The organism is Arthrobacter paludis (assembly GCF_056782315.1).
The window spans coordinates 1-20,918 of record NZ_JBXAEW010000021.1; the positions used below are offsets into that span (position 1 = coordinate 1).

Below are 20,918 nucleotides of genomic sequence, written 5' to 3' on the forward strand. Positions count from 1 at the left end.
GGTTGCCACGACAGGGCGGTGAAAGGGTTACGGCGGCCATAGCGTGGGGGAAACGCCCGGTCCCATACCGAACCCGGAAGCTAAGACCCACAGCGCCGATGGTACTGCACCCGGGAGGGTGTGGGAGAGTAGGACACCGCCGGACAACCATTACCAGGACCCCCAACCCCCACCAGGGTTGGGGGTCCTGACGCTTAACCACCACAACCAACCCCAACGGCCCCGCGGACCGTGTCGCGCCCGCCCCGGCAGCGGATACGCTGGGGAGATGGACCCGATCTTCTCCCATGCCGGCCCGCCCGAGCGTCGCGGGGAGGACACCGCGCCGCCGCCGCCGATCACGGCCACGGTCACGGTCCCCGTCGAGCCGGACCAGGCGTACGAGGGCTTCACCGAGTACATCCACCTGTGGTGGCCCGTGAAGCGCTTCTCCCGCTTCGGACCCGCCACCCACGTCTCCTTCGAGGGGGACGTCCTGGGGGAGGAGGGCGAGGACGGCCGCGCGGCGGAGTGGGGCCGCGTCCGGGACACCGAACCGGCCCGGCGCATCGAGCTCGACTTCAGCCTCGGCATGGAGTCGGAGGCCCCGAGCCGCGTCGTCGTCGAATTCCGGCAGGCGGCGCCCTCGCGCACGGACGTGTCCCTCGTCCACGACGGCTGGGCCCGGGGCGACGCAGGCCGGCGGCAGCACGACACCTACACCGAGTGGCCGGTCGTGCTCGGGTTCTACGCCCGGTTCATGGGGGCCAAGACCAGCGGCTGACCGGGGCCCGGCCGGCGCCGCGCCGCCGTGCCGCGGCGTCCGGGGATTCGCTCGGTGAGACGGTCGCCACAAACCCGGCCCCCGATTTCGTTTCCACCGGATGAACCGGTAGGATCGTTCAGGTTGATAACCCCACGGGGTGTGGCGCAGCTTGGTAGCGCGCGTCGTTCGGGACGACGAGGTCGCAGGTTCAAATCCTGTCACCCCGACCAGTGGGAGAAGGGCTCCGATCCGCAGAGGATCGGGGCCCTTCTTGCGTCGGCGGACTCCTTGACCCTCTGCTTCCCCCGGCCGATGATGGGCACGTTCCCGATCCCGAAGCCTGCGCCGCCGCGGCGGGCGCAGGAGCGACCCAGGAGGCACCAGTGACCGAGCAGGGCCAGACACAGCACACCGGCGAGGGCACACCGAGGGGCGAGGGCAAGCCCACCTGGATCGACGTCTCCGTCCCGGACCTCAAGGCGGGCCAGGACTTCTACGGCCGCCTCTTCGGCTGGGAGTTCCAGGACCAGGGGGAGGACTACGGGCACTACCAGCTGGTCAGCCGGGGCGGGGCGACCATCGGCGGCATGATGGGGCCCATGCCGACCACCGACGGATCGGACCCCGCCGCCGTCCCGCCCACGTGGACGATCTACCTCGAGACGGCCGACCTCGAGGCGCGCCACGAGGAGGTCCTCGAGGCCGGCGGACAAAGCCTCGCCGCGCCGATGGACGTGGGGGAGCTCGGCCGGATGGCCATCGTGGCCGACCCCGTCGGCGCCGTCCTCGGGCTCTGGGAGCCCGGCCGGTACGGCGGCTTCGAGCTGCCGCTCACGACGGGGACCCCGGTCTGGTTCGAGACCCTGACTACCGGGTTCGACCGTGCCCTGGGCTTCTACCGCGACGTCCTCGGGTGGGACATCGCGTGGATGGGCGGCGTGGAGGGCGGGAGCGAAGGCGGGGTCCGCTACGTCACCCACGGGGCCGGGGACGCGGCCGTCGCCGGCCTGTGCGACGCGTCCGACTGGCTTCCCGAGGGCGCGCCGTCGTTCTGGCGCGTCTACTTCTCCGTGGAGGACACCGACCGCGCGCTCGAGCGGATCCAGGAGCTGGGCGGGGAACTCGTGGACGGGCCCATGGACTCGCCGTTCGGCCGCCTCGCGACCGTCCGCGACCCGTTCGGGGCCATGTTCCAGATCATCCAGCCGCCGCAGCGGGAGCCGCAGGCCTGAGACCGGGCGGGGGCGGTTAGGCTCGGGGGGCAGGAGCCACCCAGGGAGGACCATGATCGCCGAACCGCACCACGACGGATCCGCGCTGCACGTCGGGGACCGGCCCCGGGCGTTGGGCGACCCGGTGACCGTGCGCCTGCGCGTGCCCGCGGGGCACTGGGGCGTGGAGAGCGTCTGGCTGCGCAGCCTGCGCGACGCCGAGCCGCACTTCGACCGGGCGGTCCTCGCCGGCCGGGCCGCGGGGTGGGACTGGTGGGAGGCGCGCCTGCGCGTGCTCAACCCCGTCCAGTCCTACCGGTGGGTCCTCCGCGCGGACGGGCGGTCGCTGCACGTCAACGCCGCCGGGATGCACCAGCGGGACGTCCCCGACGCCCACGACTTCAGGATCGCCATCGACGGCCCGGCCCCCGACTGGGTGCCCGGCTCCGTGATGTATCAGGTCTTCCCGGACCGCTTCGCGCGCTCCGCCGCGGCCGACGCCCACCCCGTGCCGGACTGGGCCATCGCCTGCGACTGGGACGCCACCCCCGTCGTCGGGCACGGTCCCGAGACCCCGTACCAGTTCTACGGCGGCGACCTCGACGGCGTCCGCGAGCGACTCGACCACATCCAGGCCCTCGGCGCGACCGTCCTGTACCTGACGCCGGTCTTCCCGGCCCGCTCCAACCACCGCTACGACGCCGCCGACTTCCGCTCCGTGGACCCGCTCCTGGGCGGCGACGCCGCCCTGGTGCGGCTCGTGGAGGCGGCCCACGCCCGCGGCCTGCGGGTCATCGGCGATCTCACCACCAACCACTCGGGGGACGCGCACGAGTGGTTCCGGGCCGCCCGCGACGACGCCGACGCCCCCGAGGCCGACTACTACTACTTCAGCCCCGACCACACCAGCTACGTGGCCTGGCTCGGCGTGGAGTCCCTGCCGAAGTTCAACTGGAACTCCACGGCCCTGCGCCGCCGGTTCATCCTCGACGACGAGTCCGTCGTTGCCCGCATGCTCCGGCCCCCGTTCGACCTCGACGGGTGGCGCATCGACGTCGCCAACATGACCGGAAGGATGGGCGCCGACGACCTCAACCGCGAGGTCGCCCTGCTCGTCCGCGACGCCGTCCGGCGCATCAAGCCGGACGCGATGCTTCTGGCCGAGGCCACGTCCGACGCCGCCCCCGACTTCCAGGGCGACACGTGGCACGGCGCGATGACCTACACGAACTTCACGCGGCCGCTCTGGCAGTGGCTCGCCCGGGGGGAGGCGCCGGCGGTGCCGGACCCCGCCGCGGGGCAGGCGCGGATCGCCGCCGCGGACGCGGGTCCCCCGGAGGCGGGGCGGGGGCACGACGGCGGGGCACACCGTGGCGGCGCCCCCGACCGCGGGGACGACGCGCACCTGCACGCGACCGGCGACCTCGACGCGGCCGGGGACCCGGTGGACGACGACGAGGTCCCCGCCCCGGGCTTCGGGCCGGCGGGCGGCGCCTGGTTCTTCGGGCTGCCGCAAGACGGTCCCGACCGGATCGAGGCCGAGGAGTTCCTGGACACCCACCGGGACTTCGCCGCCGCCTTCCCGTGGTCCGTGCGCCGGGCCAACATGAACGCGATCGACACGCACGACACCGCCCGCGCCGCGACGGCCATGCTCGACGGCGGCCAGCCGGTGGGCGTCGCCCTGCAGTTCATGCTGCCGGGGATCCCGATGGTCTTCATGGGCGACGAGTTCGGCCTGCGCGGCACGAACGGGGAGGAATCGCGCACCCCCATGCCCTGGGACGACCCGGACCGGGTGCTCGACGACCTGCGGCCGCTGTATGCCCGGATGGCCGCCCTGCGCGCTGGGCACCCGGCGCTGCTCGAGGGCGGGATCCGCTGGCTGCACGCCGAGGGCGACGTGCTGGTGTTCGTCCGCGAGCACGCCGAGGCGTGCGCCCTCGTGGTGGCGTCCCGGGCCGGGTTCGACGGCGTGGAGCTGCCGGTCGCCCTCGTCGGGGCGGTGCCCGCGGGCGGGCCCGAGCGCCTCGGCGGCGTCGGCGGGGGGATCCAGGCCACGGTCCGGCCGGACGCGGCCGGCGACGTCGTCGTGCTCGCCGGCGCCGGGCCGGCCGCCGCGGTCTTCGGGCTCGGGGGAGTGGAGCTGCCCTAGGCGGGGGAGCCCGGCCCCCGCCCGGCCCCGGCGTCTCCGGCCCCGTTCGGGTCCCCGCTCCCGTTCGGTTCCCCGTCCTCCGGCTGGTGCCGCAGGTCGTAGACGCGCAGCAGCTCGGTCGGCGGGTTGAGCATGATCGCGGCCTCGTCGCGGCGGTGGCGGAGCACGTCGTCGACGTAGGCCTGGACGGCCTCCGTGAGCGGGACGTTGCGGCCCCTCCGTTCGGAGATGTACCAGCGGTGCTCCAGGACCTCGTGGACCACCTGGGCCGGCTCGAGCTTGCGCCGCAGCTCCTTCGGCACCATGCCCGTGATCCGCCCGAAGACCTGCTCCAGCCACAGCGCGGCGGCGAGGGACTCGTCGGCGTCCGGGTGCCGCTTGGCGCGGAACGCGTCGATGTCGTTGAGCAGCCGGCGGGCCTGCCGTTCCTGGACGTCGAGGCCGGTCAGGCGCATCAGCCGGCGCTGGTGGTGGCCGGCGTCGACCACCTTCGGCTGGATCTGCAGCTGGGCGCCGTCCTCGGTGGTGCGCAGGGACAGCTCGTCGACGTCGAACCCCAGTTCGTTGAGGCGGCGGATCCGCTCGTCGACGCGCCACCGCTCGGCCGCGTCGAACCGGTCCTTGCGCGTCAGCTCCGCCCAGAGCCCGCGGTACGCGTCCATGATCTGCTCACTGGTTTCCAGCGGCTCCACGGTGTCCTCGATGAGCTCGGCCTCCATGAGGTCCATCAGCTCGCCGGCGATGTTCACCCGCGCGATCTCGAGGTCGTACTCGCGCTGGCCCTGGGACAGCTCCGGGTAGAGCTCGCCGGTCTCCGCGTCCACGAGGTAGGCGGCGAACGCCTCGGCGTCGCGCAGGAACAGCGTGTTGGACAGGGACACGTCGCCCCAGAAGAACCCGGCGAGGTGCAGCCGCACCAGCAGCAGCGCCTGGGCATCGATGAGCCGGGTGAGGGTGTCCCGGGAGAGCCGTTGGGAGAACAGGGCGCGGTACGGCAGCGAGTAGCGCAGGTGCCGGGTGACCAGCACCGGGTCCAGCTCCTCGCCGTCGGGGGACGTGCGGCCGGTGATCACGGCGACCGGCTCGACGCTGGGCACGGAGAGCCGGCGCAGCTTGCGCAGCATGTGGTACTCGTGCCGGGCGATGTGCTCGCCCGTCTCCTTGACGGCGATCACCGCGTCGCCGAGCCGGGCGAAGCGCACGATGTGGCGGGAGATGCCGCGCGGCAGGGCCGCCAGGTACTCGGGCGGCCACTCCTCGAGCGGGACTTCCCAGGGCAGGTCCAGCAGGGCCGGGTCGGTGGTCGAGGAGGTGATGCTCAGGGAGCCGCGCGCGGAGGCCGCCGCGCGGTCGCGCGGGAGCTTGCCCCGCTGGGTGTAGTCGGTGGGCTCGTCGTTCCACTCGGCACCGGGCCGCCGCACGCCGCCCCCCCTACGCCTCGGCCGCCCCGCCGGAGAGCGCCGCCTCGACGTCCGCGAGCGAGGCCTCCGGCGTGCCGGCGGGGGAGCCGCCGAGCCGGAGCCCGGTGGCGGTGTCGAAGAGGTGGACCCGGCCCGCGGCGGGCAGCACGTGGAGGGTCTGCCCGGCGGCGGGCGGGGTGCGCCCGTCGACGCGGACGACGACGTCGTGCTCCGTCCCCCCGACCCGCGCCCGCCCGTAGACGTAGGCGTCGGCCCCGAGTTCCTCGACGACGTCCACGTCGACCGGCAGCCCCGCGCCGTCGTCGACCGGTTCCAGGTCCTCGGGCCGGACGCCGACGGTCGCCGTCGCCGCGCCGGCCACCGCGGCCTCCGGGACCGCGGCGTGGCCGGAGCCGAAGCGCACCCCGCCGTCCTCCAGCGGCAGCTCGAGCAGGTTCATGGCCGGGGAGCCGATGAACCCGGCGACGAACACGTTCGCGGGGCGGTCGTACAGGTTCCGCGGGGTGTCGACTTGCTGGAGGATCCCGTCCTTGAGCACGGCGACGCGGTCGCCCATCGTCATGGCCTCCACCTGGTCGTGCGTCACGTACACGGTGGTGACGCCCAGGCGCCGGGTCAGCGAGGCGATCTGGGTGCGGGTCTGCACGCGCAGCTTCGCGTCGAGGTTGGATAACGGCTCGTCCATGAGGAACACCTGGGGGGAGCGCACGATCGCCCGGCCCATGGCCACGCGCTGGCGCTGCCCGCCGGAGAGCGCCTTGGGCTTGCGGTCCAGGTACTCCTCCAGGTCCAGCAGCCGGGCCGCCTCCTCGACGCGTCGGCGGCGCTCCTCCTTGCCGATGCCTGCGATCTTCAGGGCGAAGCCCATGTTGTCCGCGACGCTCATGTGCGGGTAGAGGGCGTAGTTCTGGAACACCATGGCGATGTCCCGGTCCTTGGGCGGGACGTCCGTGACGTCGCGGCTGCCGATGAGGATCCGCCCCGAGTCCACGTCCTCGAGGCCGGCGAGCATGCGCAGCGACGTGGACTTGCCGCAGCCGGAGGGGCCGACGAGCACCAGGAACTCGCCGTCGGCGATCTCCAGGTCCAGGGCGTCGACGGCCGGCCTGGCGGTGCCGGGGTAGAGGCGGGTGGCTTTCTCGAACGTGACGCTGGCCATGGGCTGGTCCCTTCACGGGCACGTGGGTGCCCGACGGTCCGTGGTGGACGGGTGTTTAGCTTCTCACGCGGAGGACCTCGGCCAACAGGCCGGGGACGTCGTCGATGCCGGCCACGCGGTGCGCGGCCGCCGTCTCGCCGTCGCCGACCTTGACGCCGACGTCGCCGTCGCCGAGCACGGCGAACGCGTGCTCGTCCGTGACGTCGTCGCCGGCGAAGAGCACGGCGTCGGCGGCGGTGGCGCGGCGCAGCCACTCCAGGCCGGCGCCCTTGTCCGCGGCGACCACCGAGGTCTCCAGGACGGCCTTGCCCTCCGTGACCTTGAGCCCGTCGAGCCCGGCGACGGCGGCCCGTCCGGCCTCCAGGGCGTCGCGGGCGACGTCCTCCTCCGCTCCGCGCACGTGCAGCACCGTGCCGGCGGGCTTGTCCTCGCGCCGGGTGCCCGGGTGGGAGTCGACGACGGCGGCGAACCGGTCCCGCACGTCCTCCAGCAGGGCGCGCTGCGCGGCGTCCAGCTCGACGCCGGTCTCCCCGGCCGCGTCCGCGGGTGCCCAGCGTTCGGCCCCGTGGCTGCCGACGAGCAGCGTGTCGGGCCCCGGGGAGGCGACGTGGCGCAGTCCCGCGAGGTCCCGGCCGGAGAGCAGCGCCGTCGTCGTCCCCCGCGCCGACGCGAGGCGGCGCAGGGCCGCCGCCGACTCGGGCAGCGGGCGCGCGTCCTCGGGCCGCTGCACGAACGGCGCCATCACGCCGTCGAAGTCCATGGCCACCAGGAGGCGGTCGACGGCGGCGAGGCGCGCGATGGCCTCCCGCAGCGGATGCTCCAGCGCCACGGCTACTCTCCCAGCTCCGCGAGGGAGGCCAGGAAGGTGCGCTGCCACCGGTCCACGTCGTTCGCGACGATCTGCCGGCGCATGATGCGCATGCGGCGCGCCTTCTCGGCCTCCGGCATCCGCACGGCGTCCATGATCGACTCCTTGAGCCCGTCGATGTCGTGCGGGTTCACGAGCACGGCGTGCCGCAGCTGGTCGGCGGCCCCCGCGAACTCGGAGAGCACCAGCACGCCCCGGTTGTCGTGGTGGGCGGCGACGAACTCCTTGGCCACCAGGTTCATGCCGTCCCGCAGCGCGGTCACCAGCATCACGTCCGCGGCGAGGTAGAGGGCCACCATCTCCTCGACGGGGTAGGCGTGGTGGAGGTAGCGCACGGCCGTGTGGCCCATCGTGTCGTACTCGCCGTTGATGCGCCCGACCGTGCCCTCGACCTCCTCGCGCAGGGCCGCGTAGCTCTCCACGCGCTCGCGGCTGGGGCTGGCCACCTGGACCAGGCAGGCCTGCCCGACCCGCAGCTGGCCGTCCTCGAGGAGCTCGCCGAACGCCTTGATCCGGTGCCGGATGCCCTTCGTGTAGTCCAGGCGGTCCACGCCGAGCAGGATCGTCTCCGGGTTGCCGAGGTCCTCGCGGATCTCCCGGGCCCGGGCCTGGATCTCCGGGTCGCGGGCCAGGTCGGCGATGCGGGCCGCGTCGATGGAGATCGGGTGGGCCTCCGCGCGGACCAGCCGGTGCGGGGCGCCGCCGTCGTCCGCCACGTGCACGTGCTGGGCCTTGACCGTGTAGCCGAGGTAGCGGCGCACGCAGCGCAGGAAGTTGTTCGCGTCGGACTGGCGCTGGAAGCCGATCAGGTCCGCCCCGAGCAGCCCCTCCAGGACCCGCCGCCGCCACGGCAGCTGCGCGAAGATCTCCAGCGGCGGGAACGGTATGTGGTTGAAGAACCCGACCCGCACGTCGGGACGCAGCCGGCGCAGGATCGCGGGCACGAGCTGCAGCTGGTAGTCCTGCACCCACACCGTGGCGCCCTCGGACGCGGCCCCGGCCGCCGCCTCGGCGAATCGGCGGTTGACCTCGCGGTACCGGTCCCACCAGGTGCGGTGGAACTCGGGGGCGACGATCACGTCGTGGTAGAGGGGCCAGAGCGTGGCGTTGGAGAAGCCCTCGTAGTAGAGGGCGACGTCGGATTCGCTCAGCGGGACGGGGACCAGGTGCATGCCGCCCTCGTCGAACTCGCCCAGCGTCTCGTCCGGGGCGCCGTGCCAGCCGACCCACGCCCCGTCCGCGCTCTCCATCACGGGGGCGAGCGCGGTGACGAGCCCGCCGGGGGAGCGCCGCCAGGAGCGTGCCCCGTCGTCTCCGGTGACGCGGTCGACCGGCAGGCGGTTGGCGACCACGACGAAGTCGTAGTCCCCGGGCACGGTGGACGGGTGGGACGGTTCGGCAACTGACACTGCTGGCCCCCTCGGTTTCGGCGGACGTGCGTTTTGTCACCGAGCCTAGCCGCCCGTCGCGCTCTTGGCTGTGGTGGCCGTCATCTACACTGGCCGCAGGTTCTGACCCGCACTGGAGCTAAGGAACGGCAGTTGATGGCAGCGAACACCCCCCGCCCCCCGAAGGCGCAGCGGACCCAGCAGGCGCGGGAGGCCGCGCGGAGGCTGCACGAGGAGCAGCAGCGCAAGGCCAAGCGGAAGGGGATCCTGATCAAGGTCGGCGTGCTCGTCGCCGTCGTCCTGGTCATCGCGCTCGTCGCGGCCATCATCCTGCAGAACCGCAGCCAGGACATCGCCGACGCCGGCCCCGCCCCCGCGGGCGGCAACCAGTACGGCGGCATCACCCTGGCCGCGGACGGGCTCGAGCAGACCCCGGAGACCACGGTCGACAAGAACCAGATCCCGCCCGCCGGCGAGAACGGCCTGCCCGCCGGTGTCGAGGCCGCCCCCGAGGGCGAGCCCGCGCAGGTCGTCGTCTACGCGGACATGGGCTGCCCGTTCTGCGCCCAGTTCGAGCAGCAGAACCACGGCTTCCTCTCCGGGCTGGCCGAAAGCGGCGACGCCACGGTCGAGTACCGGATCGCCACGTTCCTGGACCGCGTCTCCACCACGAACTATTCCTCGCGGGCGGCCAACGCCGTCGCCTGCGTCGCCGACACCTCGCCGGAGGCGTACGGGGACTACGTCGCGGCCCTGTTCGCGCAGCAGCCGGCCGAGGGCGGCGCCGGCCTGGACAACGCGACGCTGGCCCGGATCGCGGGCGAGTCCGGCGCGGGCGACGTCGAGGGCTGCATCGAGGACGGCACGTTCCGGCCCTGGGCCCAGTTCACCAACGAGACGTTCAACGCCTACCAGGTCGGCGGGACGCCGACCGTGTACGTGCAGGGCCAGGAGTGGGACGCCCAGGCGGACCCGGACTTCGCCGCGTGGGCCCAGGAGGTCATCGGCGGGCAGTCGTAGGTCCCGGCCCTACGCCCGGATGTACGCCGGCGCCAGACGCCGACCTACGCCGGGCCCAGGCGCGGACCGCCGCTTGCCCTACGCGCGGACCGCGCCCGGCACGCGGTCGGCGACCTCGAACGCCGCGTGCGTGTACTGGCGGGCCGACCGGGTGGCGACGCTCTCGGCCATCCGGAACTCGGTCCGCCAGCGGTCCGGGGTGACGCTGCAGCGGACGTACCCGCGCCGGTCCCCGTCGAAGAACTTGATGTGGGGATTGAATTCGATCATGGGGCCGTAGTACGGCCCGTAGACCTCGCCGTCGCCGTTGGTGCTGACCGAGGTCCCGACGAACTCCGTGGCCACGACCGGGGAGCCGGGGCGGTCGAAGTCGAGGTGGATGTCGTTCACGAACGTCGAGTGCCAGTCGCCGGTGATGAAGACGGCGTTGCGCACCGACGGTCCGGCCACGGCGTCCAGGAGCCGCTTCCGGGCCGCCGGGAAGCCGTCCCACGCGTCGTGCCAGAGCAGGTCGCCGGCGGCGCCGTCGTGGTCGAGCCGGGAGACCATGACGTTGTTCCCGATGACGTTCCAGCGGACGTCCGAGGCGCGCAGGCCGTCGTCGAGCCACCGTTCCTGCTCGGCGCCGAGCATGCTGATCGACGGGTCGTAGGCCGCCTCGCAGGCCGGCGCCTCGCCCCAGCCGCAGGGCGGGGCGTCGCGGTACTGGCGGCCGTCGATCACGTCCAACTGGGCCAGCGTCCCGTACTGGAGGCGGCGGTAGAGGCGCATGTCGGCCCCGCGCGGCAGGGAGCGGGCGCGGAGCGGCTGGTGCTCGTAGTAGGCCTGGTACGCAGCGGCGCGGACGGCCGTGAACGCCTCCGTCTGTCCGGCCCAGCCCCCGGCGTAGTCGTTCGCGACCTCGTGGTCGTCCCACGTGACCATGAACGGGAACCGGGCGTGGGCGGCCTGCAGGTCGGGGTCGGACTTGTAGAGCGCATAGCGGGCGCGCCACTGGTCCAGCGTCTGCGGGGCGGGCCGGGCCGCGGCCGGGGTGGGGGTCCGGCGCAGGCCGCCGTCGGCCGGGACCTCGTACTCGTAGACGTAGTCGCCGAGGTGGACCACCAGGTCCAGGTCCTCGGCCGCGAGGTGGCGGTAGGACGGGAAGAAGCCGTGTTCCCAGCGTTGGCAGGAGACGAAGGCGAAGTCGAGGCGGTCGACGTCGGCGCCGGGGGCCGGCAGCGTCTTCGTGCGCCCGACGGGCGAGGTGTGGTTCCGGTGGCGGAACTCGTAGAAGTACTCGGTGTTGGGCCGCAGGCCCTCGGCCTCGACGTGGACGGAGTGCGCGAGCTCCGCCGGGGCGTGGCTCGTGCCCTGCAGGACGACGCGGCGCATGTCCGGGTCCGTGGCGATGCGCCACTGGACGACGGCGTGGCCGGCGGGCATGCCGCCGCCCGGCTCGAAGGGCGCCGGGGCGAGGCGGGTCCAGAGGACCACGCCGGAGGGGGTGGGGTCGCCGGAGGCGACGCCCATCGTGAAGGGGTTCCCGCGCGCGCGGCCGGGGGCGGCCGCGGCGTCGGACGCGGAGGCGGGGGCGGCGGCGAGGGCGGCCGCGGCGGAGACGCCGGCGACTCCCGTGAGGAAGCGGCGGCGGTCGACGAGGTGGGCGTTGCCGGGGAGAATCAGGGGCATGGGCCCACGGTGCCGTGGCGGCGTGAACGGACCGTGGCGTCCGGGTGGCGCACGGGCGCCACGGGGTGGCCGGGCGGTGTCCGGCCCGGTGGCGCCGCCGCCCGCGGCCGCCGACGGCACGCATGGAGTCGCCGGGCATCCCCGGCTACTGTCGGGCCGGCCGGGCCCGCTGTCCGCCGGCACCGTCACCGAGAGAGGGGCGCACCGTGTTTCTGTTGTTCGGGATGAATTCGTACCACCGCACCTCGGCCGCAGGCCCCGCCACGTGCCGCTTCTGCGGTCGGCACGCGCTGCAGGAGCTGACCGAACGCGGGACCAAACTGACCGTGTTCTTCATCCCGGTCTGGACCTTCGGCCGCAAGTACTCCGTCACGTGCTCGGCGTGCGGCGGGCACGCGCCGGTGGACCGCCGCGAGGCGTCGCGGATCCGGCGCGGGTAGGCGCCCGGGGCTAGAGCCGGTTGACGGTCAGCGTGGTGTTCGTGCAGCGGTCCGCCTGCCGGACCAGCGCCGTCTTCTCGGCGGAGTCGACCTTGAGGCCCCAGCGGATCTTCACGGCGATCCATTCCGCGATGTACCGGCACTTGTTGGCCGGGGGCATCCACTCCTCGGGCCCGCGGGCGGACTTGGAGGAGTTCAGGGCGGAGGTCTGCGCGTTCAGGGCGCGGGAGTCGCCCAGGTCGTTGTAGAAGGCCACCCGGCGCGCCTGCGTCCAGGACCTGGCGCCGGAACCCCAGGCCTCGTGGACGGGCACCGTGTGGTCGATCTGGACCGTGGACGCGTAGGTGTGCGTGCGGTTGTCCCAGGTCGTCACCCATTTGCCGGACTTCACGGTGCAGCCCGTGGAGCTGAACCGGGCCGTCACGCGGGACTCCTTCTGCAGCACCTCGGCCCGCGTGTTGCGGCAGTCCCGGTCGGCGTCCTTCCAGTCCCCGAAGTAGCGGTCGCGGTCGTAGCCCGAGTTCTGCTCGGCGGCCACCGGCAGGGACCGGGCCGCGGTGCGCAGCGGCGCCTTGTAGACGGTCGCGGCCTCGGCCGGCACGGCCAGGCCAGAAACGATGATCGCGCACGCAGCGACGACGGCAGAGATCTTCCCCCGCATGTGGCTCCCCCCGGGAATGCGGGCCGCTACCGGCTCCGGCGGACGCGCCGGGCCTCGGCCGCCCGCCGCAGCAACGATCCCACGGCCGGCCGGTGCGCGGAGCCGGGTGGGGCGATTCCTCGGGGATTCCTGCGGCAAAGCGCGGGCCCGCACGATTCCCGGAGGGGCGGCTGGGCAGGAAGGGACCCGCAGGGAGGGTTCCCTGGCGTCCGACCAGTAGGGTGGCTCCATCAGGGGGAGGGGGCGCCATGGCCGAAGGGCTGGAACATCTCGTCGCGGTGGTTCGGGCCGCCACGGCTCGGCGGCGAGGGGAGATGGTGCTGGCCACCGTGGACGTCGCCGGGGCCGTTCCCGAGACGTTCGAGGTGCGGGCGTTCACGCCCGAGGGGACCATCGAAGCGGAATCGGAGTTCCTCCGCGCCAGCTACCACCCGGGCACCCGGGTGCGCCTCCTGCAGGAGACGGGGCGTCCGGCCGCGGTGGAGAAGCTCGAGGCGTTCCCGATGCAGCCGATGGTGCTGGGCATGTTCAGCCCCTTGGATCTCCCGATCTGGGGCGGCTTGGACCCCAACCCTTCCGTCGTCTCCGCGACCCGGGACGCAAACCTCGTGCGGCTCGAGCTGTCCGGGCCGATCGGCCAGGGCCATGCCGTCGTGGACCTGGATGTGGGCGTGGCGGTGGATCTGCATTACCTCCGCTGGCGCTACACCGCGCGCAACGTCCGGGTCGTCGGCCACCTCTTCGCGGGCGAGGGCGCCTGAGGGGCGACATCTACAGTGGTGGAGCAGAGCCCCTTGCCGGATTCGAACCGGCGACCCCCTGTTTACAAGACAGGTGCTCTGGCCAACTGAGCTAAAGAGGCGCGGGACCATGGCGGTCCGTGGCACAAGGTTAACCCACCCGGCGCGGGCGCCGGAAACGGCAGGGGGAGCGGGCCCGGCCCCCGCGGGCCCCGGCGCCGCCTCCGCCGCCCCTTTCGGCCCCGACGGGCCGCCGCTAGCCTGACGGCACCGCCCGAGGAACGGCACCCGACCGAGGAGCAGCCCATGCGCGCACTGACCGTCACGCCCGGAACGAAGGACTCGCTGGAGCTGCGGGACGTCCCGGAACCCGACGAGGCGGAGGGCCCCGTCGTGGTCGACGCGCTCGCCGTCGGCCTGTGCGGCACGGACCGGGAGATCGTCGCCGCGGAGTACGGCGAGGCCCCGCCGGCGGAGGAGCACCTGGTGCTGGGGCACGAGAACCTCGGCCGCGTCCGCCGCGCCCCGCAGGAATCGGGGCTGGCGGCCGGCGACCTCGTCGTCGGCATCGTCCGCCGCCCCGACCCCGAGCCCTGCCGCGCGTGCGCGGTCGGCGAGTGGGACATGTGTCTCAACGGCGAGTACACCGAGCACGGCATCAAGGGCCTGCACGGCTTCGCCCGGGACCAGTGGCGCGCCCAGCCGGAGGCGCTCGTGCGGCTGGACCCGGAGCTGGGATCGCTCGGCGTGCTCCTCGAGCCCGCGACCGTCGTCGCCAAGGCGTGGGAGCAGATCCAGCGCATCGGCGACCGCGCTTGGTTCGAGCCGAAGACGGTCGCCGTCACCGGCGCCGGCCCGATCGGGCTGCTCGCTGCGCTGCTCGGCGCCCAGCGCGGCCTCGAGGTCCACGTGTACGACATCGTCGACAGCGGCCCCAAACCCGAGCTCGTCGCGGACTTGGGCGCCATCTACCACACCGACTCCCTCGGGGAATCGGGCCTGGACCCGGACGTCGTCGTCGAGTGCACCGGCGTGCCCGCCGTCGTCGTCGAGGCCATGACGCGCACCGGGAAGAACGCCATCACGTGCCTGACCGGGATCTCCGCGGCCGGCTCGGAGCGGCAGGTCGACGTCGGCGGCCTCAACCGCACCGCCGTCCTGGAGAACGACGTCGTCTTCGGCACCGTCAACGCCAACCGCCAGCACTACCTGCTCGCCGCCGACGCCCTGGCCCAGGCCGAGCGGCACTGGCTCGAGCGCCTCATCAGCCGCCGGCACCCGCTGGAGGACTTCGCGGCCGCGTTCGAGCCGCGCGACGGCGACATCAAGGTCGTCCTGGACGTGCAGGACGCCTGAGGATCGGCGCTGCCGATCGTCCGTCCCGCCGACCGGGGCGGCGGGTCCCGGGCTGACCGTCCGGGTCGGGGCCGATTTGGAGAGGCGCCCGGCGCTCGGGTAACCTTTCACGGTACGCCCGCGCGGCGCACGCCCCGGTTCCTTAGCTCAGTTGGTTAGAGCGCTCGCTTCACACGCGAGAGGTCGCTGGTTCGAGTCCAGTAGGAACCACCACACGAAAAGGCCCCCGCCTCGGCGGGGGCCTTTCGCGTGTCCGGGTCCGCGGCCGGACTCAGGAGCCGGCGAGCATGTCCAGCACGAGCGGCTTGACCTTGGTCCCGAGCAGCTCGATGCTGCGCAGCATCGGCCCGTGGGGGAGCGTGCCGGCGCTGTACTTGATGTCCAAGCGGGACAGACCGAGGCCTTGGGCGGCGCGCACGTACTTCCGCGCGACGGTCTCCGGGCTGCCCGCGAACAGGTTTCCGGCCGGCCCGGCCGAGGCCTCGAACCGGATCCGCGACGCCGCCGGCCAGCCGCGCTCCCGACCGAGCCGGTTCATGGTCCGCTCGTAGTGCGGCCACAGGATGTCGAGGGCCTCCTCGTCCGTGTCCGCCACGAAGCCGTGCACGTGCGCGCCCACGCGCCGGGCCGGCTGCCCGGCCTCGGCGAGGGAGCGGTGGTACAGGTCGACGAGCGGCCTGAACTGCAGCGGGTCCCCGCCGATGATCGCCAGGAACAGGGGCAGCCCGTGGCGGGCGGCGCGGACGACGGACCCCGGGCTGCCGCCGACGCCGACCCAGGCGTCCAGCCCGCCCTCCGTCTCCGGATACACGCGCAGCCCGTTGATGGCCGGTCGTAGGCCGCCGCGCCAGTGCACGGGCCGCTCCTTGAGCAGCTCCGCGAACAGCTCCAGCTTCTGCTCGAACAGCGACTCGTAGTCGTTGAGGTCGTAGCCGAAGAGCGGGAACGACTCGATGAAGGAGCCGCGCCCGAGGATCGCCTCCGCGCGGCCGTTCGAGATCGCGTCCACCGTCGCGAAGCGCTGGAACACGCGCACCGGGTCGTCCGAGCTGAGCACGGTCACGGCCGAGCCCAGGCGGATGCGCTCCGTCCGGGCCGCGACGGCCGCCAGGACCGTCTCGGGCGCTGAGACCGCGTAGTCGGCCCGGTGGTGCTCGCCCACGCCGAAGAAGTCCAGCCCCGCCTGCTCGGCGGCCACGCCCTCCTCGACCACGTCGCGCAACACCTGCGCGTGGTGCAGGAGCGACCCGTCCGGGCCCTCCGTGACGTCGCCGAACGTCTCGACACCGATCTCCAGTTGCTGCTCCATCAACCCTCCAGCCGTCGTTTCATGCAATCGCATGCATCAACGGGTGGGGCTCCCGGTGTATTCCCGCGGCCCGCCCGGGCGCGGCTCCGACCCCGGTCCCGGCTGCCGCCCCGGCTCCGGTCCCGACGGCGGCTCCGGTCCCGACGCCGGCCCGGCCCCGGGGTCCGGCTCCCGCCGTGCGCCCGTCCCGCCGCCGGCGTGGCCGGGCGCGGGCGTCCGGGCGGGCCACCACCAGCGCGGCCCCAGGTCGTACGCGAGCGCGGGCACCAACAGCGAGCGGACCACCAGGGCGTCCAGGAGCACGCCGAACGCCACGATGAACCCGAGCTGGACCAGGAACAGCACCGGCAGCACGCCGAGCGCGGCGAACGTGGCCGCCAGGACCACGCCGGCCGACGTGATGACCCCGCCGGTCGCGGCCAGCGCCCGCAGCACCCCGGCCCGCGTCCCGTGCGCGCCCGTCTCCTCGCGGGCCCGCGCCATGAGGAAGATGTTGTAGTCCACGCCCAGGGCCACGAGGAACACGAACGCGAACAGGGGGACCGACGCGTCCGCCCCGGGGAAGCCCAGGACGTGGTTGAACACGAGCGCCGAGACGCCCAGGGCCGTGCCGAAGGACAGCACGGTCGTGGCGACCAGCAGCAGCGGCGCCACCAGCGAGCGCAGCAGCAGGGCCAGGATGGCCAGGATCACCGCCAGGACCAGGGGCATGACGACGGCGCGGTCCCGCACCGCGGCGTCCCGCGTGTCCAGCGCGACGGCGGTGTCCCCGCCGACCAGCACCGAGCCGCCGAAGCGCGGCGCGTCGAAGTCGGCGCGCAGGCGCTCCACCGTGGCCTCGGCGGCCGCGGACTCGGGTGCGTCGCGCAGCGTCGCCTGGAACAGGACGGCCGGCCCGCCGCCGGTCTCGGCGGCGCCGACGCCGCCGGCCGCCGTGGCCGGACCGACGGCGGCCACGCCCGGGTCCGCCCCCAGCGCGGCGGCGACCGCGTCCTGGTGCGTGGCCGGGGCCGCGACGACGGTCGGGGACGCCGCGCCGGCGGGGAAGTGCTCCGCCAGCGCCGCCTCTCCGGCCTTCGAGTCGGTGGGGCCGACGACGAAGTCGGCCTGCGAAACGCCCGTGGCCTGCAGCTGGAGCAGGCCCAGGGCACCGAGGCCGAGGACCAGCGTCGTCGCCACCCACACGCGGCGCGGGCGCGCCGCGACCACGCGTCCGACCCGGGCCGAGACGCCGCCGTCGGGCTGCGCCGCCGCGCGCCCCGCCTGTGCCGCGGCCGCGACGGACGATGCCGGGACGGTGCCCCTGCCGCCGGGGAACTCCCGCGCCCCGGCCGGGGAGGCCGCCGGAATCCGCCGCGGCCAGTAGGCGGCGCGGCCCGCCGCGAGGAGGAGGGCCGGCAGCAGGGTCAGGGCGGCGGCCACGGCGCAGGCGATGCCCAGCGCGGCGACGGGCCCCATGGCGCGGTTGGACTCGAGCCCGGAGAGCAGCAGGCACAGCAGCCCGGCGGCGACCGTGCCTCCCGAGGCGAGCACGGGCCCGGCCGTCGCGCGGACGGCGGCCACGGTGGCGTCCCACCGGCCGGGGTGGCGCGCCAGCTCCTCGCGGTAGCGGGCGATGTAGAGGAGCGCGTAGTCCGTCGCCGCGCCGACCACGAGGATCATGAGCACGCCCTGGGTCTGCCCGCTGAGCCCGAACACGCCGGCCCGGGCCAGCGCCACCGTCGCGGCCATCGCCCCGGTCAGGGCGGCCAGCGCCGTGGCCAGCGCCGCCAGCGGCAGCAGCGGCGAGCGGTACACCGCCACGAGCACGGCGAGCACGACGGCGAGGGCCACGAGCAGCAGCAGCCCGTCCAGCCCGGCGAACGCGCCGCCGATGTCCGCCACGAGCCCGGCCGGGCCGGCGACGTGCGTGGCCACCCCCGGCACGGGGTGCCCGGCCAGGGCCGCCCTGATGGATTCGACGGACTCGCGGACGCCGGCGCCGCCGTCGTCCTCACCGCGCAGGGCGACGACGGCGACGGCCGCCTTCCCGTCGTCGCTGGGGCGCGCCGCCGGGGGCGGGCCGGCGACGACGGGCAGCGCGCCGACCGACGCCAGGGCCGACCGGATCCCCGCCAGGTCGGACGGGGAGAGCGGATCCGCGGAGTCGAAGACCACCACGGCCGGGGCCGGGGCGTCGCCGCGCAGCGAGCGCTGGATCCGGTCGACGGCGGTGGCCTCCGCGGCCGCGGGCAGGTGGGCCGCCGGATCGTTGGTGGAGACCTCGGACGCGGCCGAGAACGACCGGCCGCCGACGGCCAGGACGGCGAGCCAGGCCACGACGAGCAGGGCGGGGACGAGCACGCGCAGCCACCGCCGGGGCGGGCGGCGGCGGGCGCCGGGGGAGGGGTTCATGGGGGTCCTTCGCACGGGAGGGCCCGGGGCCGTCCCGGGCTCGCCACCGACGCTACGGACGGCCGGCCGGGCCCGGATCAACCGTTTGGTGGACCGCGGGCGTGGCCTCCGCAACACCGCGCGGACACCCCCGCGCCCGCGGCCCCGGAACGCATTCCGCCGCCCCGTGGAACGCCCCTCCGGACGCACCCCGACAGGCCCCCGCGCGGCGGTACAGTGGACGGGACCCCAGCAGCGAGAACAGGAGGTCCGGTGTCCGGCAGCGACGTTCCCGAGCCGCGCGACCACGGCACCCCCGAGTCCGAGCCGCACCCCGACGCGGGGCCCATCCGCCGCGTCACGACGGGCGAGATGCACCGCGCCGCCGCCCACCCCGGCGACACCCCCGGGTCCGGCGCGGAGGAGCCGGGGCAGGACGACGGCGAGGGGCCGTTGCACCCCGGCACGCCCAGCGCGACGCCGACGCTCGGGATCAACATCGACGAGCTCGAGGCCCCGGAGCCGGCCGCGCCCGAGGACGGGCCCGAGCGCCCGCGGACCTCCGCCGTCCTGCCCACCGGCAGCGTGGAGCTGCCGGGGTCCCCGGACGACCGCTCCAAGACGGAGCCGGACTGGGACGCCGTCGACCTGCCGGACGCCGCGCCCCACGCGCCGAGCGAGCCGTACCCGGGCGCCGAGATCCCCTTCGCGCCGACCGTCGCGCCCGAGCCGCCGCCCACCACCGGCCTCATCGACCCGGCCATCGCCCGCGCGTCCATGGTCGCCTACCCGTCCGAGGACGCCCCGCGGACCGCGCAGACGCCCATCGTCGAGGCCCCGGCCCGGCCCCTGCCCGCGCGCGAGGCCGGCCCCCGCACCGCCCCGATTCCCCGCGTCCCGGCGCGTCCCGCCGAGCCCTCGGCCCCCTCGCCGGCCAAGGCGCCCGGCCCGCCGCCGCCGTCGACCCGGCTGCCCGCCGGGCGGCGGCCATCGATCCACCTGCCCGGCGCGCGTCGCGTCATCTCCCGCCTGTGGCAGACCGAGTCGCCGCCCACGCAGGCGTTCTCGATCGTGGACCGGCTCATCGGCAGCCCCTACGCGAACCCCCGCGTCATCGCCGAGACGCACGACGTCACCGCGCGCCGCACCCTCGAGTTCACGGTGGACCTGGCGGAGACCATGTTCCGCTTCGGCGCCGGCGCCCTGGAGGTCGAGACCAGCGTCATCGCCGTGACCGCGTCTCTGGGCCTGCGCCACGTCGACGTCGACATCACCAACCAGTCGATCCACCTGAACTGGGCCCCCGAGGACCAGGTCCCGATCAGCATCCTGCGCGTCGTGCGCTCCTGGAGCGGGAACTTCGGGGGGCTGGCGCTGGTGCACCAGCTGGTTTCGGACATCGTCGCCGGGACGCTGACGCGGGGCCAGGCCATGGAGCGGCTCGCGGAGATCCAGCGCCAGCCCAAGCCCTTCCCCCGGTGGATGGCGCAGGCGGGCGGCGGCATGTTCTCGGGCGCGTTCGTGCTGTTCGCCGGGGGGTCGTGGCTCGGTGCGGTCATCGCGTTCGCGTCCTTCTACTCCGTCATGGAGGTCATGCGCGCGTTCGGGCGCCTGCGGGTCCCCGACTTCTTCTCCACGATGTTCGCCTCGGCCTACGTCACCGGCATCGCCATGCTGCTGTGGGCGCTCTCCGTGCCGATCGAGCCGTCGATCGTCGTGGCCGGCGGGATCATGCTGCTGCTGCCCTCGACCCGGTTCGTCTCGGCGATCCAGGACGCGATCAACGGCTTCCCCGTCACCGCGGCGGGCCGCTTCTTCTCGGCCCTGATCACGTACGGGGCCATCATCGGGGGGATCATGGCCGCGCTGGGCGTGGCCGGGATCCTCGGGCTGCCCATCCTCGACGTCACGCAGGTCGGGGCCATCACGTATCCGGGGTGGCTGCTCGCCGTCTTCGTGGGGGTGGCGCTGCTCCACGGCTCCGTGTACGAGCAGACCGCGCGCAGCCTGGCCCTGCCCACCGCCGCCGTCGGGCTGCTCTCCTACGCCGTGTACGTCCTCGCGCAGGCCGCGGGGGTGGGGGACCGCCTCACCCCGGCCGTCGCGGCCGTAGTGGCCGGCGCCGCCGGACGCTGGGTCGCGCTGCGCCTCGGGGCCCCGCAGCTCGTGGTCGCCGTCCCGGCCGCCTACTACCTGCTGCCCGGCCTGACGATCTTCCGGGCCATGTACGACATCACGATCAACGCCGGCACGATCAGCGTCGGCCTGATCCAGATGTTCAACGCCATGACCGTCATCCTGGCCATGTCCGGGGGCATCGTCCTGGGCGACACGATCGCCCGGCCGCTGACCAAGGGCTGGGCCAGCCACGAGCGGCGCCGGATCCGCCGCCGGTAGGCCG

16 protein-coding genes, 3 tRNA genes and 1 rRNA gene are annotated in these 20,918 nt (G+C 74.3%); 11 read left to right on the top strand and 9 right to left on the bottom strand.

Annotated elements, in window-relative coordinates:
* Positions 1 to 28: 28 nt before the first annotated feature.
* The 5 genes from rrf (at position 29) to AC1Q5D_RS15695 (ending at position 4,111) form a co-directional block, all read left to right on the top strand.
* Positions 29 to 145 (top strand): 5S ribosomal RNA (gene rrf, locus AC1Q5D_RS15675).
* A 123-nt stretch (positions 146 to 268) separates the two neighbouring features.
* Positions 269 to 763, top strand: a complete 495-nt coding sequence (locus AC1Q5D_RS15680; protein WP_481739395.1) for an SRPBCC domain-containing protein — start codon at positions 269 to 271, stop codon at positions 761 to 763.
* Between the two features lie 135 nt (positions 764 to 898).
* Positions 899 to 975: transfer RNA gene (locus tag AC1Q5D_RS15685), tRNA-Pro, on the top strand.
* A gap of 153 nt (positions 976 to 1,128) precedes the next feature.
* The gene (locus tag AC1Q5D_RS15690; RefSeq protein ID WP_481739396.1) at positions 1,129 to 1,977 is read left to right on the top strand and encodes a VOC family protein; all 849 of its coding nucleotides are present in this window, start codon (positions 1,129 to 1,131) and stop codon (positions 1,975 to 1,977) included.
* A 52-nt stretch (positions 1,978 to 2,029) separates the two neighbouring features.
* The gene (locus tag AC1Q5D_RS15695; protein WP_481739397.1) at positions 2,030 to 4,111 is read left to right on the top strand and encodes a glycoside hydrolase family 13 protein; all 2,082 of its coding nucleotides are present in this window, start codon (positions 2,030 to 2,032) and stop codon (positions 4,109 to 4,111) included.
* Here the strand turns inward: AC1Q5D_RS15695 and AC1Q5D_RS15700 are convergent.
* The 4 genes from AC1Q5D_RS15700 to otsA are packed head-to-tail and all read right to left on the bottom strand — an operon-like array spanning position 4,108 to position 8,968.
* A complete protein-coding gene (locus tag AC1Q5D_RS15700) occupies positions 4,108 to 5,532 on the bottom strand; it encodes a DUF4032 domain-containing protein (protein ID WP_481739398.1) in 1,425 nt (474 codons plus the stop codon). The genes AC1Q5D_RS15695 and AC1Q5D_RS15700 overlap by 4 nt on opposite strands.
* Positions 5,533 to 5,542: 10 nt before the next feature.
* Entirely contained in the window at positions 5,543 to 6,691 is a 1,149-nt protein-coding gene (locus AC1Q5D_RS15705) for an ABC transporter ATP-binding protein (RefSeq protein WP_481739399.1), read from the bottom strand.
* A gap of 55 nt (positions 6,692 to 6,746) precedes the next feature.
* Positions 6,747 to 7,520, bottom strand: coding sequence for a trehalose-phosphatase (gene otsB / locus AC1Q5D_RS15710; RefSeq protein ID WP_481739400.1), 774 nt, complete (start codon positions 7,518 to 7,520; stop codon positions 6,747 to 6,749).
* A 2-nt stretch (positions 7,521 to 7,522) separates the two neighbouring features.
* Positions 7,523 to 8,968, bottom strand: coding sequence for an alpha,alpha-trehalose-phosphate synthase (UDP-forming) (gene otsA / locus AC1Q5D_RS15715; RefSeq protein ID WP_481739401.1), 1,446 nt, complete (start codon positions 8,966 to 8,968; stop codon positions 7,523 to 7,525).
* 135 nt (positions 8,969 to 9,103) lie between these two features.
* Between otsA and AC1Q5D_RS15720 the strand changes: the two genes are divergently transcribed.
* On the top strand, positions 9,104 to 9,967 hold the full coding sequence (locus tag AC1Q5D_RS15720; RefSeq protein ID WP_481739402.1) for a DsbA family protein: 864 nt from the start codon (positions 9,104 to 9,106) through the stop codon (positions 9,965 to 9,967).
* Between the two features lie 78 nt (positions 9,968 to 10,045).
* On the opposite strand, the gene AC1Q5D_RS15725 is transcribed toward AC1Q5D_RS15720, so the two are convergent.
* Positions 10,046 to 11,638: an alkaline phosphatase D family protein gene (locus tag AC1Q5D_RS15725; protein ID WP_481739403.1), complete on the bottom strand. Its 1,593-nt coding sequence runs from the start codon at positions 11,636 to 11,638 to the stop codon at positions 10,046 to 10,048.
* A 224-nt stretch (positions 11,639 to 11,862) separates the two neighbouring features.
* On the opposite strand from AC1Q5D_RS15725, the gene AC1Q5D_RS15730 reads away from it, so the two are divergent.
* Positions 11,863 to 12,078 carry a zinc-ribbon domain-containing protein gene (locus AC1Q5D_RS15730; RefSeq protein ID WP_481739404.1) on the top strand — a complete coding sequence of 72 codons (216 nt, stop codon included), beginning with the start codon at positions 11,863 to 11,865 and terminating at the stop codon, positions 12,076 to 12,078.
* A 10-nt stretch (positions 12,079 to 12,088) separates the two neighbouring features.
* Here the strand turns inward: AC1Q5D_RS15730 and AC1Q5D_RS15735 are convergent, their stop codons facing one another.
* A complete protein-coding gene (locus AC1Q5D_RS15735; RefSeq protein WP_481739405.1) occupies positions 12,089 to 12,739 on the bottom strand; it encodes an HNH endonuclease family protein in 651 nt (216 codons plus the stop codon).
* A gap of 314 nt (positions 12,740 to 13,053) precedes the next feature.
* Here AC1Q5D_RS15735 and AC1Q5D_RS15740 point away from each other — a divergent pair, with 314 nt between their 5' ends.
* Complete coding sequence (locus AC1Q5D_RS15740; RefSeq protein WP_481739406.1) at positions 13,054 to 13,500, top strand: hypothetical protein; 447 nt, start codon at positions 13,054 to 13,056, stop codon at positions 13,498 to 13,500.
* Between the two features lie 27 nt (positions 13,501 to 13,527).
* Here AC1Q5D_RS15740 and AC1Q5D_RS15745 read toward each other — a convergent pair.
* Positions 13,528 to 13,601, bottom strand: a tRNA-Thr gene (locus tag AC1Q5D_RS15745).
* 184 nt (positions 13,602 to 13,785) lie between these two features.
* On the opposite strand from AC1Q5D_RS15745, the gene AC1Q5D_RS15750 reads away from it, so the two are divergent.
* The gene (locus tag AC1Q5D_RS15750; RefSeq protein ID WP_481739407.1) at positions 13,786 to 14,835 is read left to right on the top strand and encodes a glucose 1-dehydrogenase; all 1,050 of its coding nucleotides are present in this window, start codon (positions 13,786 to 13,788) and stop codon (positions 14,833 to 14,835) included.
* Between the two features lie 136 nt (positions 14,836 to 14,971).
* Positions 14,972 to 15,048, top strand: a tRNA-Val gene (locus AC1Q5D_RS15755).
* Between the two features lie 58 nt (positions 15,049 to 15,106).
* Here AC1Q5D_RS15755 and AC1Q5D_RS15760 read toward each other — a convergent pair.
* Together AC1Q5D_RS15760 and AC1Q5D_RS15765 are read right to left on the bottom strand one after the other, a co-directional pair.
* Positions 15,107 to 16,144: an LLM class flavin-dependent oxidoreductase gene (locus AC1Q5D_RS15760; protein ID WP_481739408.1), complete on the bottom strand. Its 1,038-nt coding sequence runs from the start codon at positions 16,142 to 16,144 to the stop codon at positions 15,107 to 15,109.
* A 36-nt stretch (positions 16,145 to 16,180) separates the two neighbouring features.
* The gene (locus AC1Q5D_RS15765; protein ID WP_481739409.1) at positions 16,181 to 18,538 is read right to left on the bottom strand and encodes an MMPL family transporter; all 2,358 of its coding nucleotides are present in this window, start codon (positions 18,536 to 18,538) and stop codon (positions 16,181 to 16,183) included.
* Between the two features lie 252 nt (positions 18,539 to 18,790).
* On the opposite strand from AC1Q5D_RS15765, the gene AC1Q5D_RS15770 reads away from it, so the two are divergent.
* Positions 18,791 to 20,914 (top strand): threonine/serine exporter family protein, encoded by a 2,124-nt coding sequence (locus tag AC1Q5D_RS15770; protein WP_481739410.1) that lies wholly within the window; start codon positions 18,791 to 18,793, stop codon positions 20,912 to 20,914.
* The last annotated feature ends 4 nt before the right edge of the window (positions 20,915 to 20,918 follow it).

Bases quoted from the DNA above. Each gene is read 5' to 3' on its own strand.
- AC1Q5D_RS15730 (WP_481739404.1), top strand. From the start codon at position 11,863: ATGAATTCGTACCACCGCACCTCGGCCGCAGGCCCCGCCACGTGCCGC.
- AC1Q5D_RS15760 (WP_481739408.1), bottom strand. From the start codon at position 16,144: ATGGAGCAGCAACTGGAGATCGGTGTCGAGACGTTCGGCGACGTCACG.
- AC1Q5D_RS15680 (WP_481739395.1), top strand. From the start codon at position 269: ATGGACCCGATCTTCTCCCATGCCGGCCCGCCCGAGCGTCGCGGGGAG.
- AC1Q5D_RS15725 (WP_481739403.1), bottom strand. From the start codon at position 11,638: ATGCCCCTGATTCTCCCCGGCAACGCCCACCTCGTCGACCGCCGCCGC.
- AC1Q5D_RS15695 (WP_481739397.1), top strand. From the start codon at position 2,030: ATGATCGCCGAACCGCACCACGACGGATCCGCGCTGCACGTCGGGGAC.
- AC1Q5D_RS15720 (WP_481739402.1), top strand. From the start codon at position 9,104: ATGGCAGCGAACACCCCCCGCCCCCCGAAGGCGCAGCGGACCCAGCAG.
- AC1Q5D_RS15765 (WP_481739409.1), bottom strand. From the start codon at position 18,538: ATGAACCCCTCCCCCGGCGCCCGCCGCCGCCCGCCCCGGCGGTGGCTG.
- AC1Q5D_RS15740 (WP_481739406.1), top strand. From the start codon at position 13,054: ATGGTGCTGGCCACCGTGGACGTCGCCGGGGCCGTTCCCGAGACGTTC.
- AC1Q5D_RS15750 (WP_481739407.1), top strand. From the start codon at position 13,786: ATGCGCGCACTGACCGTCACGCCCGGAACGAAGGACTCGCTGGAGCTG.
- AC1Q5D_RS15735 (WP_481739405.1), bottom strand. From the start codon at position 12,739: ATGCGGGGGAAGATCTCTGCCGTCGTCGCTGCGTGCGCGATCATCGTT.
- AC1Q5D_RS15705 (WP_481739399.1), bottom strand. From the start codon at position 6,691: ATGGCCAGCGTCACGTTCGAGAAAGCCACCCGCCTCTACCCCGGCACC.